12 protein-coding genes are annotated in these 12682 nt (G+C 61.7%); 6 read left to right on the top strand and 6 right to left on the bottom strand.

Annotation, left to right across the window (positions count from 1 at the left end; all coding sequences use genetic code 11):
• Positions 1 to 110 precede the first annotated feature (110 nt).
• From prpC to ACK1VC_RS12385, 3 genes are read right to left on the bottom strand one after another with little or no spacing between them, the layout of a single operon-like run.
• Positions 111 to 1238, bottom strand: coding sequence for a bifunctional 2-methylcitrate synthase/citrate synthase (gene prpC / locus ACK1VC_RS12395; RefSeq protein ID WP_016485913.1), 1128 nt, complete (start codon positions 1236 to 1238; stop codon positions 111 to 113).
• A gap of 58 nt (positions 1239 to 1296) precedes the next feature.
• Positions 1297 to 2187 carry a methylisocitrate lyase gene (gene prpB, locus ACK1VC_RS12390; protein WP_016485912.1) on the bottom strand — a complete coding sequence of 297 codons (891 nt, stop codon included), beginning with the start codon at positions 2185 to 2187 and terminating at the stop codon, positions 1297 to 1299.
• Positions 2184 to 2900, bottom strand: a complete 717-nt coding sequence (locus ACK1VC_RS12385) for a GntR family transcriptional regulator (RefSeq protein WP_016485911.1) — start codon at positions 2898 to 2900, stop codon at positions 2184 to 2186. The genes prpB and ACK1VC_RS12385 overlap by 4 nt, the downstream gene beginning before the upstream one ends.
• Positions 2901 to 3218: 318 nt before the next feature.
• Between ACK1VC_RS12385 and rloA the strand changes: the two genes are divergently transcribed.
• The 5 genes from rloA to ACK1VC_RS12360 all read left to right on the top strand — a co-directional run bounded on the left by rloA (position 3219) and on the right by ACK1VC_RS12360 (position 8642).
• Positions 3219 to 3755 carry a retropepsin-like aspartic peptidase RloA gene (rloA, locus tag ACK1VC_RS12380; RefSeq protein ID WP_016485910.1) on the top strand — a complete coding sequence of 179 codons (537 nt, stop codon included), beginning with the start codon at positions 3219 to 3221 and terminating at the stop codon, positions 3753 to 3755.
• A gap of 5 nt (positions 3756 to 3760) precedes the next feature.
• Entirely contained in the window at positions 3761 to 5296 is a 1536-nt protein-coding gene (rloB, locus tag ACK1VC_RS12375) for an osmotic stress tolerance membrane protein RloB (protein WP_191087470.1), read from the top strand.
• Positions 5296 to 6276, top strand: coding sequence for an alpha-L-glutamate ligase-like protein (locus ACK1VC_RS12370; RefSeq protein WP_060518838.1), 981 nt, complete (start codon positions 5296 to 5298; stop codon positions 6274 to 6276). The genes rloB and ACK1VC_RS12370 overlap by 1 nt, the downstream gene beginning before the upstream one ends.
• Before the next feature lie 208 nt (positions 6277 to 6484).
• Positions 6485 to 7828, top strand: a complete 1344-nt coding sequence (gene pabB, locus ACK1VC_RS12365; RefSeq protein WP_016485907.1) for an aminodeoxychorismate synthase component I — start codon at positions 6485 to 6487, stop codon at positions 7826 to 7828.
• 79 nt (positions 7829 to 7907) lie between these two features.
• Positions 7908 to 8642 (top strand): phosphoadenylyl-sulfate reductase, encoded by a 735-nt coding sequence (locus ACK1VC_RS12360; protein ID WP_016500538.1) that lies wholly within the window; start codon positions 7908 to 7910, stop codon positions 8640 to 8642.
• Positions 8643 to 8681: 39 nt separating this feature from the next.
• Here ACK1VC_RS12360 and cysB read toward each other — a convergent pair whose 3' ends face one another.
• From cysB to ACK1VC_RS12345, 3 genes are all read right to left on the bottom strand, one after another.
• The gene (gene cysB, locus ACK1VC_RS12355; RefSeq protein ID WP_016485905.1) at positions 8682 to 9656 is read right to left on the bottom strand and encodes an HTH-type transcriptional regulator CysB; all 975 of its coding nucleotides are present in this window, start codon (positions 9654 to 9656) and stop codon (positions 8682 to 8684) included.
• 128 nt (positions 9657 to 9784) lie between these two features.
• Entirely contained in the window at positions 9785 to 10282 is a 498-nt protein-coding gene (locus tag ACK1VC_RS12350) for a universal stress protein (protein ID WP_016485904.1), read from the bottom strand.
• Between the two features lie 135 nt (positions 10283 to 10417).
• A complete protein-coding gene (locus tag ACK1VC_RS12345) occupies positions 10418 to 11365 on the bottom strand; it encodes a putative 2-dehydropantoate 2-reductase (RefSeq protein WP_060518840.1) in 948 nt (315 codons plus the stop codon).
• Between the two features lie 233 nt (positions 11366 to 11598).
• On the opposite strand from ACK1VC_RS12345, the gene ACK1VC_RS12340 reads away from it, so the two are divergent.
• Positions 11599 to 12675: a 3-deoxy-7-phosphoheptulonate synthase gene (locus tag ACK1VC_RS12340; protein ID WP_016485902.1), complete on the top strand. Its 1077-nt coding sequence runs from the start codon at positions 11599 to 11601 to the stop codon at positions 12673 to 12675.
• The last annotated feature ends 7 nt before the right edge of the window (positions 12676 to 12682 follow it).

Genomic DNA, 12682 nt, shown 5'->3' with positions numbered 1-12682 from the left:
GCAAGCCAGCTGCTACAGGTGCAGCGCAAGCCTCAAGGGCGGTGCAACACCTGTAGGCGCTGGCTTGCCGGCGATGAGGCCGGACCAGGCCACCCCACAGGTTCGGTCTGTCAGCGCTGCTCGATGGGCACGAACTGACGCTGCTCGACGCCGACATACTCGGCGCTCGGGCGGATGATGCGGTTGTTGGCGCGCTGCTCGAAGACGTGCGCCGCCCAGCCGGTCAGGCGCGAACAGACGAAGATCGGGGTGAACAGCTTGGTCGGAATGCCCATGAAGTGATACGCCGACGCATGGTAGAAGTCAGCGTTGGGGAACAGGCGCTTCTGCTCCCACATGGTCTTGTCGATGGCTTCGGAAACCGGGTACAGCACGGTGTCGCCCACTTCGTCAGCCAACTGCTTCGACCAGCCCTTGATCACCTCGTTGCGCGGGTCGGACTCTTTGTAGATGGCGTGGCCAAAGCCCATGATCTTGTCCTTGCGCTCCAGCATGCGCAGCAGCTCGGCAGTGGCTTCCTGCGGGCTCTGGAAACGCTCGATCAACTCCATCGCTGCCTCGTTGGCCCCCCCGTGCAGCGGGCCGCGCAGCGAACCGATGGCGGCCGTGACGCAGGAGTACAGGTCGGACAAGGTCGACGCGCAGACGCGGGCGGTGAAGGTCGAGGCGTTGAACTCGTGCTCGGCGTAGAGGATCAGCGACACATTCATGACCTTGACGTGCAGCTCGCTCGGCTTCTTGCCGTGCAGCAGATGCAGGAAGTGGCCGCCGAGCGTGTCTTCGTCACTGGTGCAGTCGATGCGTACGCCATGGTGGGTAAAGCGGTACCAGTAGCACATCACTGCCGGGAACAGCGCCAGCAAGCGGTCGGTCTTGTCACGCTGGGCTTCAAAGGTCAGCTCTGGCTCCAGGGTGCCCAACACCGAGCAACCGGTGCGCATCACGTCCATCGGGTGAGCGTCACGCGGGATACGTTCCAGTACTTCTTTCAAGGCTTGCGGCAGGTCACGCAGGCCCTTGAGCTTGCGCTTGTAGTCATCCAGCTCGGCCTGGGAGGGTAGTTCGCCGTACAGCAGCAGGTAAGCGACTTCTTCGAATTCGGCACCTGCTGCCAGGTCACGTACGTCGTAACCGCGATAGGTCAGCCCGGCACCGGCCTGGCCCACGGTCGACAGTGCGGTCTGGCCGGCCACCTGACCGCGCAGACCTGCGCCACTGAGTACTTTCGCTTCGGCCATGGTGTTTCTCCTTTCTTGAACTTGTTATGGATTTGCTCTGGCTAATTCGGGGTGTTGCTCAGCCTTTTTTCTGGGCAAACAGCGCGTCGAGGCTCTGCTCGAAGGCGTGATAACCAATGGCATCGTAGAGCTCCATGCGGGTCTGCATGGTGTCGATCACGTTTTTCTGGGTGCCGTCGCGGCGCAGCGCGGTGTATACGTTCTCGGCCGCCTTGTTCATGGCTCGGAACGCCGACAGCGGGTACAGCACCAGAGACACGTCGACCGAGGCCAGCTCTTCGGTGGTATACAGCGGCGTGGCGCCGAATTCGGTGATATTGGCCAGAATCGGTGCCTTCACCCGATCAGCGAACGTCTTGTACATCTGCAACTCGGTGATGGCCTCCGGGAAGATCATGTCGGCGCCAGCCTCGATGCACGCCTCGGCACGATCAAGGGCTGCGTTCAGGCCTTCGACGGCCAGGGCATCGGTACGCGCCATGATCACGAAGCTGTCGTCGCTGCGGGCATCGACGGCCGCCTTGATGCGGTCGACCATTTCCTGCTGGCTGACGATTTCCTTGTTCGGGCGGTGGCCACAGCGTTTGGCGCCAACCTGGTCCTCGATATGGATGGCGGCAGCGCCGAACTTGCTCATCGAGCGCACGGTGCGGGCGACGTTGAAAGCCGACGCACCGAAGCCGGTGTCGACATCCACCAGCAACGGCACGTCGCACACGTCGGTAATCCTGCGCACATCGGTGAGCACGTCATCCAGGCCGGTGATGCCCAGGTCCGGCAGGCCCAGCGAGCCTGCGGCCACACCGCCACCGGACAGGTAGATGGCCTTGAAGCCGGCGCGCTTGGCCAGCAGCGCATGGTTGGCGTTGATGGCGCCAACCACCTGCAGTGGATGCTCGGCGGCAACGGCATCGCGAAAACGCTGACCGGGGGTGCTCTTCACAGTCATTTCTCACCTCGTGGGCTGTTGTTGTGGGCGTCCAGATAGTGACGCTCGATGTTGCGCTTGGACGCGCCGATGTGGCGGCGCATCAGGAGTTCGGCCAGCTCGCCGTCACGGTCGGCGATGGCATCGAGTATGCGGTGGTGTTCGGCAAACGCCTGGCGTGGCCGATTGGGCGTGGCAGAGAACTGGATGCGATACATGCGCACCAATTGGTACAGTTCGCCGCACAGCATCTTGACCAAGGTCTGGTTGCCGCTGCCCTGGATGATCCGGTAATGGAAGTCGTAGTCGCCTTCCTGCTGGTAGTAACCCAGGCCGGCCTGAAACGCAGCATCGCGCTCATGGGTATCGAGCACCCGGCGCAGTTCGTCGATGTCGCCTTGGCTCATGCGCTCGGCAGCCAGGCGGCAGGCCATGCCTTCCAGCGACTCGCGAATTTCGTAGAGCTCGATCAGCTCGGCGTGGTTCAACGACACCACGCGCGCCCCAACATGCGGCACGCGCACTAGCAGGCGCTGGCCCTCCAGGCGGTGGATGGCCTCGCGCAGCGGCCCGCGGCTGATGCCGTAGGTGCGCGCCAGCTCCGGCTCGGAAATCTTGCTGCCGGGGGCGATTTCGCCCTTGACGATGGCCGCCTGAATGCGCCTGAAGACGTTTTCAGACAAGGTTTCCGTTTCGTCTGTCAGCACCGGGCTGGGGGTGGAAAGGTCCTGCATATTGTCGACACCTTGAAAATCTATTCGCCAGAAATTAGCGAACTAAAGCGACCCAGTCAAAGAAAAAATGAATATTGTCGACAATCGTCTAAGAACGAACTAACCCCGCCCAGGTGATGTCAGATCGCGCACCGCTGGCGTCAAGACGTCGGCGTGATAGAATGCCGCGCCTCCGTTGGGGTATGGATAGCCTGTCTGTCATACATTCATGCTTGTTGACAGATACAAGAGGAAGGTTGCGCAGTCGTTGCCAGTCGCCTTGACCAGAACCTTGACCAGAACCTTGCCTAGAACCTTGCACTGCACCGCGCCAGGATTATGAGACTTACACCCGTTTTATTGCTGCTATGCCTCACCCTGCTGCCGGCCCTTGGCCAAGCTGCGGGCAAGACCGTCTATGGCCTGAACGAATATGCACGGCTGGGCGACCTGGACCTGGAAGTGGCTGCCAAGCTCGACACCGGTGCCAAGACCGCCTCGCTCAGCGCCCGTGACATCAAGCGCTTCAAGCGCAACGGCGAAAGCTGGGTGCGCTTCTACCTGGCCATCGATGCTGCCCATTCGCACCCGATCGAGCGTCCGCTGGCACGCGTGAGCAAGATCAAGCGCCGGGCCGGCGACTATGATGCCGAATCGGGCAAGGCCTACACGGCACGCCCGGTCATCGAACTTGAAATCTGCATGGGCCAGGCCATGCGCACCATCGAAGTCAACCTCACCGACCGCAGCGCCTTCCAGTTCCCGCTGCTGATCGGCTCCGAGGCGCTCAAGCACTTCGACGCGCTGGTCGACCCAAGCCTTAAATATGCGGCCGGCAAACCTGCCTGTGCCACCGACGCTCCCAAAGCAGAGTAATCCCGATGCGCTCTCTTACCCTCCATCTGAAAGTCCTGATCACCGTACTGGTGCTACTGGGCGTGGCGGTCACGGCCTATCAGATCTTCTTCCTCGGCATTCCGGTGACCGAAGACGAAACCGACGACCTGTGGAACATCGACGCCAAGGTCGAGTTTGTGGCCAGCACCAAGGACCCGGTCAAGGTGCAGATGTTCGTGCCACCACTGAACCGCGACTACGTGAGCCTCAACGAGAGCTTCATCTCCAACAATTACGGGGTGAGCGTCAACCGCGCCGACGGCAACCGCAAGGTCACCTGGTCGGCCCGTCGCGCCAGCGGCAACCAGACCCTCTACTACCGCCTGGTGCTTACCAAGCGCTACAGCAACGAAAAGACCACGGTCAAAGGCCCGACCTTCCGGGACAGCCTGGCTATCGAAGGCCCCGAGAAGATCGCCGCCGAAGCCCTGATGGCGCCGATTCGCCAGCACTCCGCCGACGTCGAGACCTTCGTCAGCGAGACCATCAAGCGGGTCAACAACCTCAACGACGACAACGTCAAGCTGCTGCTGGCCGGCGACACCTCACCGATGAAGAAAGCTCAGGTCATCGACCTGCTGTTGTCGATTGCCCACGTGCCGATGGAAAAGGTGCACACCATCCGCCTGGTGGCTGACACCCCGCAAACCCCGGAGCTATGGCTGCGCAGCTTCAACGGTAACGACTGGCTGTACTTCAACCCCGACACCGGCGAACAAGGCCTGCCCAACGATCGCCTGCTGTGGTGGACCGGTGACGACAACCTGATCACCGTCGATGGCGGCAAGAAGGCCAACGTTACCTTCAGCATGAACAACAGCGAGATGAACGCCATCCGCCTGGCCAAGCTGACCGACGAGAACACCGACGCCGACTTCCTCGAGTATTCGCTGTACGGCCTGCCGTTGCAGACCCAGCAAACCTTCATGATCATGGTAATGATCCCGATCGGCGTGCTGGTGATTCTGGTCCTGCGCAACATGGTCGGCCTGCAGACCCTGGGTACCTTCACCCCGGTGCTGATCGCCCTGGCGTTCCGCGAAACGCAGCTAGGCTTCGGCATCGTGCTGTTCACGGTGATTACCGCCCTTGGCCTGTCGCTACGCTCGTACCTTGAACACCTCAAGCTGCAAATGCTGCCACGCCTGTCGGTGGTGCTGACCTTCGTCGTGGTGCTGATCGCAGCCATCAGCCTGTTCAGCCACAAGCTCGGCCTTGAGCGCGGGCTGTCGGTGGCGCTGTTCCCGATGGTGATCCTGACCATGACCATCGAGCGCCTGTCGATCACCTGGGAAGAGCGTGGCGGTGGCCATGCCATGAAAGTGGCCATTGGCACCCTGTTTGCCGCCTCGGTGGCGCACCTGCTGATGATGGTGCCCGAGCTGGTGTACTTCGTGTTCACGTTCCCGGCCGTGCTGCTGATCCTGGTGGGCTTCATGCTGGCGATGGGCCGCTACCGTGGCTACCGCCTGACCGAACTTCTCCGCTTCAAGGCATTCCTGAAGAAGGCTGACGCCTGATGTTTGGCCTGATCAAGACGTGGAAAGCCCTGGAGGCCCGGGGCATCATGGGTATCAACCGGCGCAACGCGGACTACGTGTTGAAGTACAACAAGCGCAGCCTGTACCCGATCGTCGACGACAAGATCATCACCAAGGAGCGCGCCCTGGCGGCCGGCATCCATGTGCCGGAAATGTACGGCATCATCGAAACCGAGAAAGAAATCGAGAAGCTCGACCAGATCATTGGCGGGCGCAGTGATTTCGTCATCAAGCCGGCGCAAGGCGCCGGCGGTGATGGCATCCTGGTGATCGCCGACCGCTTCGAGGACCGCTACCGCACGGTATCGGGCAAGATCATCAGCCATGAGGAAATCGAGCACCAGATTTCGAGCATCCTCACTGGCCTGTACTCGCTGGGCGGGCACCGCGACCGGGCGCTGATCGAGTACCGGGTTACCCCCGACCAGATCTTCAAAAGCATCAGTTACGAAGGTGTGCCGGACATCCGCATCATTGTACTGATGGGTTACCCGGTAATGGCCATGCTGCGCCTGCCGACCCGCCAGTCCGGCGGCAAGGCCAACCTGCACCAGGGCGCCATCGGCGTAGGCGTTGACCTGGCCACCGGCGTAACCCTGCGCGGTACCTGGCTGAACAACATCATCAGCAAGCACCCGGATACCACCAACGCAGTGGACGGCGTGCAGTTGCCGAACTGGGACGGTTTCATGAAACTGGCCGCCGGCTGCTATGAACTGTGCGGGCTGGGTTACATCGGTGTGGACATGGTACTGGACCAGGAGAAGGGCCCACTGATTCTGGAGCTCAACGCCCGTCCGGGCCTGAACATCCAGATTGCCAACGACTGCGGCCTGACCCAGCGCACACATGCCATCGAGGCGCACATCGAAGCACTGGCCAAGGACGGCATCAGCGAAGATGCCGAACAGCGGGTTCGGGTAGCTCAGGGTTTGTTCGGGCACGTGCCTAACCGCTGAAGTGCCGGGGCTGCCTGGCAGCCCTTTCGCAGCACAAGGCTGCTCCTACAGTTACTGCGCAGGTTTCCAGGGCTGCGTTTCACCTGTAGGAGCAGCCTTGTGCTGCGAATGGGCCAAACCCTCTGTTGAATGTCGCGCCCAGTGCTAGGCGCTTTTCCTGCACAGGTCTACAATCGCCCTCCTCGCTTTTACATCGCCGTCCACACTGATGCCGACCTGTACGCTTTACCCCCTGCCCTACCAGCCCGACCCTGCCGCGTATTTCGCCCGCCTGCGCCAGGCCCCTGGGGCGATTCTGCTGGACAGCGCCCGCCCCGGCGCCGAACGCGGCCGCTTCGACCTGCTCAGCGCGTGGCCGCTGCAGCAGCTTCAAGCGCACCCCGGTGAACAAGGCCGCGCCTTCCTCCAACGCTTGCGCGCCGGCCTGGCGCAACTGGGCCATGCGCAACTGCCCGAAGGCAGCGCGCTACCCTTCGCCGGGGGCCTGATCGGCTACCTGAGCTACGATTTCGGCCGCCGTCTGGAACACCTGCCCAGCCTGGCTGTGGACGACCTTGGCCTGCCCGACGCACAACTGGGTCTGTATGCCTGGGCACTGGTCAGTGACCATATGCATGGCACCAGTCAACTGGTGTTCCACCCAAGCCTGGCAGACAGCGAACGTGAACGCCTGATCACGCTTTTCGAAAGCGCCAGCAGCACCGCAATTGGCGACTTCCAGTTGCGCGCGCCGATGGCCGGCGACCTGCAGCCTGAACAGTACCGGGCCGCCTTCGACCAGGTACAACGCTACATCCAGGCCGGCGATTGCTACCAGATCAACCTTACCCAACGCTTCCGCGCACCCTGCCAAGGTGACCCCTGGCGGGCCTATCAGGCCCTGCGGCAAGCCTGCCCGACGCCGTTTTCCGGCTACCAGCAACTGGCCGACGGCAGCGCGTTGCTGAGCTTTTCGCCTGAGCGCTTCATCCGCGTCAGCCAGGGCCAGGTTGAGACCCGACCAATCAAGGGCACGCGCCCACGTGCCCACGACCCGGTTGAAGACAAGCGCAATGCCGAAGAGCTGCTGCACAGCCCCAAAGACCGCTCGGAAAACCTGATGATCGTCGACCTGCTGCGCAACGACCTCGGGCGTACCTGCAAGATCGGTTCGGTGAAGGTACCGGAGCTGTTCAGCCTGGAGAGCTACCCTAACGTCCACCACCTGGTCAGCAGCATCACCGGCCAGTTGGCCAGCGACAAGGATGCCCTGGACCTGATCGGCGACAGCTTCCCCGGCGGCTCGATCACCGGGGCGCCGAAGATTCGCGCCATGCAGATCATCGACGAGCTGGAGCCGGCGCGCCGGGCGCTGTACTGCGGCTCGCTGCTGTATGTGGACGTGCGCGGCGAGATGGACAGCTCGATTGCCATTCGCAGCCTGCTGGTCAAAGACGGCCAGGTCAGTTGCTGGGGCGGCGGTGCCGTGGTGGCCGACTCCGAGTGGCAGGCCGAATATGAAGAGTCGATCGCCAAGGTGCGTGTGCTGATGCAGACCTTGCAGGGCCTGTGAGTCCGTCTAGCCCGCGTTTTTTTGTTACCATCACCTCACTACGAGCGCACAGCGCCACAGCCAAGATGGAAACCGCCTGATGAGCCAACCCTTCGACGTCGCCGCCCTGGCCGCGACCTACGCCAACAAGTCCCCACAGGATATTCTGAAGCTCGCCTTCGAGCATTTTGGTGATGACCTGTGGATTTCCTTCAGCGGCGCCGAGGACGTGGTGCTGGTCGACATGGCCTGGAAGCTGAACAAGCAGGTCAAGGTGTTCAGCCTCGACACCGGCCGCCTGCACCCGGAGACCTACCGGTTCATCGACCAGGTGCGCGAGCAGTACAACCTGCCGATTGAACTGCTCAGCCCCGACCGTGCCAAACTCGACCCATTCGTCAAGGAAAAGGGCCTGTTCAGCTTCTACAAGGACGGCCACGGCGAGTGCTGCGGTATTCGCAAGATCGAGCCGCTGCGCCGCAAGTTGGCCACCGTCAGCGCCTGGGCTACCGGCCAGCGCCGCGACCAGAGCCCAGGCACCCGCAGCCAGGTGGCGGCACTGGAAATCGACAGCGCTTTCTCCACGCCCGAGCGCACCCTCTACAAATTCAACCCGCTGGCGCAGATGAGCAGTGAAGAAGTGTGGGGTTATATCCGCATGCTTGAGCTGCCATACAACAGCCTGCATGAGCGCGGCTTCATCAGCATCGGCTGCGAGCCATGCACCCGCCCGGTACTGCCAAACCAGCATGAGCGCGAAGGGCGTTGGTGGTGGGAAGAGTCAACGCAGAAGGAATGCGGGTTGCACGCAGGCAACCTGATCAGCAAGGCTTGAGATAGCCGGGGCTGCTTTGCAGCCCCCTGCAATCGTGGATCAGTGCACCGGCAGCTCAACACCGGCAAACAGCTCTTCGAGCTCTTGCTTGTTATGGCACTGAATGGCTTTGGCCATCACTTCGCGAGTCAGGTGCGGGGCAAACTTCTCGATGAAGTCGCACATGAAGCCACGCAGGAAGGTGCCACGGCGGAAGCCGATCTTGGTGATGCTGGCCTCGAACAGCTCGCTGGCATCCAGGGCCACCAGGTCATTGTCGAGTTTGGCGTCCACGGCCATACCCGCGACGATACCCACGCCCAGCCCAAGGCGCACATAGGTCTTGATCACGTCGGCGTCTGCCGCGGTAAACACCACTTTTGGCGTGAGGCCACGGTGGTTGAAGGCTTCGTCCAGCTTCGAGCGCCCGGTGAAACCAAACACGTAGGTCACGATCGGGTATTCGGCAACTGCTTCGAGGGTGAGTTTCGGCAGCTTGGCCAGCGGATGCCCCTGGGGCACCACAACACAGCGGTTCCACTTGTAGCACGGCATCATGATCAGGTCGCCAAACAGCTCCAGCGCCTCGGTGGCGATGGCGAAGTCGACCGTACCGTCCGCAGCCATCTCGGCAATCTGCATGGGCGAACCCTGGTGCATGTGCAGCGACACTTCCGGGTATTGCTTGATGAAACTGCTGATCACCGGCGGCAAGGCATAGCGCGCCTGGGTGTGGGTGGTGGCGATGGACAGCGTCCCCTTCTTCTCGTTAGAGAATTCCTGGGCGATCTGCTTGATGCTCTCGACCTTGCGCAGGATTTCGCCGGCGGTATTGATGATGCGCTCACCGGCCGGCGTGACACGGGTCAGGTGCTTGCCGCTGCGAGCAAAGACTTCAACACCCAGTTCGTCTTCGAGCAGGCGGATCTGCTTGCTGATACCAGGCTGGGAGGTATACAGGCTCTGCGCCGTCGCGGAGACGTTGAGGTCATGGTGCGCCACTTCCCAGATGTAGCGCAGTTGTTGAAGCTTCATAGGTTCCCCTCGGTTCAGCGATGAGTCCGCGGCAGCAGGCAGCGACGATATATAACTATATTAGTGGTTCTGGAAATAAATCTAGAACTATTTTGTTACATGCCCCCGCAAACAGCCTACGGCCATCTTCACACTTTCCTACGCCCCAGATGCTGCGCCAACGGCACCATGTACACCGGCACCGGCGACAGCTGCAGCAGCCGCACAGCCGTACGCCCCAAGGGCACATCCACACCGGCACCGGCGCTGTGGCTGCCGAAAATCAACAGGTCAACGCTCAACCGCTGCGCCTGGTCAAGGATCACCTGCGCGGGGTCACCTTGGCGTACCCGCACCGCTTTGATCACTGCCAGGTCGGCCTCCTCGCCCAGCTCATCGCGGAAGCTCTCCAGCACGCGCTGCTCAATGTTGGCCATCACCGTGCTCACCCCCTGGCTGTGCAACTGGTCAAGCGTCTGCTCATCGAGATAGCTTTGCAGCAGGGATTCGGCGAATTGCCCCATTGGCTCCACCGCATGGATCACATACAGCTCGGCATTGAACGTGCGCGCCAAGGCCAGCGCGTGCTGCATCACAAAAGGGGCGTAGACACCGAGGTCGGTGGCGTACAGCATGGAGCGGATCATTCGACCTCCTCGACTGCCGCAGCGGCAGAGCAAGCTTCAGCTTAGCAGCGCACCGGACACACGCTTTGCCGTCCGGCGCGCTACCGGCACGGGCTGGAGGCCCCGCAAAATCGCGCCATCGGGGTCAAAGCCAGCTCAGCGGGGTCGATCGCTGTCGTCGAGAAAACTCAGTGCCTGGTACAACATTTCGGTGCGTGGCAAGCTGCAGCCTGCCGCACGTGCACGCGCCAGCGGTTCAGCATAGATAGCCTGCAGTTCCAACGGGCGCATGAGGGCATAGTCGTGATACATGCTTGGCCAGTAGTCGGGCATGCGCTCAGTCATCTGGAACAGGTGCTCGGCATAGCCCTCGGGCAATACGTGCCCGCAGGCGCCAGCGCCTTGCACCACCTCAGCCATCAAGGCCTGTATCAGGGCACGGCTGTGGCTGCTTGCCATCAGCCCGGTGGTGCCTTCACCCAGCAGCACCGACAGGCCGTTATAAGGCACGTTCCATACAAGCTTCTGCCAGCGCGCCAAGTCCAGGTTCGGCATGGCCTGCGAATCGATGCCCGCCGCCTGGAACAAACCGGCACCTTCCCTGACAACTGCGGCACCACCCTCACGGGCCGGCCCACTGTGATAGCCCAGGTTGACCGCCCCCAGGGCCTGGTGACGAATTACACCCGGCGCGTGGCGGTTGACGCAGATGAAGCACAGGCCGCCGAGCAGGTGCATGTCGCCACGTAATGCCGGACGCAGCTGCTCTTCCACACCCAGGCCGTTTTGCAGCAGTAAAACCTTGGCGCCCGGCGCAGCAGCCTGCACGATCACAGGCGCCAGCTGGTCATTGCTGGTGGCCTTGGCACCGACCAGTAACCAGTCGCAAGCCGGCATATCTGCGGCATTGGCATAGGCCTGCACCTTCATCAGCAGCTTGCCGTGCACCGCACTGTCCAGCGCCAACCCCTGTTCGCGTACAACCTGATACTCGCTGCGCAGCAGAAAATGCACGTCGAAACCCGCGCGAGCCAGCATCACACCATAGAAGCCACCGATAGCCCCACTGCCAATGATGCCAATGCGTGGTGTGTGCGGATGCATGCGGACCTCCCGGGAAAAATCAGCCTTCTTTTTACACCGCTTGCGCACTGTCAGGTAGCCCATCGACACCAGCGCGCTAAAGGAGCAGGTAAAACAGCACGCTGACGGGACTTGCGCCCATTGTCGCGCCACCCGTAACGCGCTAAGGTTCGGCTCCCCGCTGCGATTATTCTTGCTGCTGGGCCGCACGGGGATAGTTGGCGGCCGGCACCCGTGACCTGACGAGTAACACGATGGCTGATTTACCGATCGATGACTTGAACGTTGCCTCCAACGAGACCCTGATCACCCCCGATCAGCTCAAGAAGGAAATCCCTCTCAGCGCCAAGGCCCTGCAGACCGTGACTGCCGGCCGTGAAGTGGTGCGCAATATTCTCGACGGCAAGGACCATCGCCTGTTCGTCGTGGTCGGCCCTTGCTCCATCCACGACATCAAGGCCGCCCACGAATACGCCGAGCGCCTGAAGGTACTGGCCGAAGAAGTGTCCGATACGCTGTACCTGGTCATGCGGGTGTACTTCGAAAAGCCGCGCACCACCGTCGGCTGGAAAGGCCTGATCAACGACCCGTACCTGGATGACTCGTTCAAGATCCAGGATGGCCTGCACATCGGCCGTCAGTTGCTGCTGGACCTGGCCGAAATGGGCCTGCCGACCGCTACCGAAGCACTGGACCCGATTTCCCCGCAATACCTGCAAGACCTGATCAGCTGGTCGGCCATCGGCGCCCGCACCACCGAATCGCAGACCCACCGCGAAATGGCCTCAGGCCTGTCCTCGGCGGTCGGCTTCAAGAACGGCACTGATGGCGGCCTGACCGTTGCCATCAATGCCCTGCAGTCGGTGTCCAAGCCACACCGCTTCCTCGGCATCAACCAGGAAGGCGGCGTGTCGATCGTCACCACCAAGGGTAATCCGTATGGCCACGTGGTACTGCGCGGCGGTAACGGCAAGCCTAACTACGACTCGGTCAGCGTCGCCCTGTGCGAGCAGGACCTGGCCAAGGCCAAGATCAAGGCCAATATCATGGTCGATTGCAGCCACGCCAACTCCAACAAGGACCCGGCCCTGCAACCACTGGTAATGGAGAACGTTGCCAACCAGATTCTGGAAGGCAACCAGTCGATCATCGGCCTGATGGTCGAAAGCCACCTGAACTGGGGCTGCCAGTCGATTCCGAAAGATTTGAACGAATTGCAGTACGGCGTCTCGATTACCGACTCGTGCATCGACTGGTCGGCGACCGAGAAGACCCTGCGCAGCATGCACGCCAAGCTCAAGGATGTGCTGCCGCAGCGTAAGCGTGGCTGAGTGATGT

The organism is Pseudomonas sp. XP2 (assembly GCF_053557975.1).
This window is presented reverse-complemented; position numbering and strand designations above follow the sequence as displayed.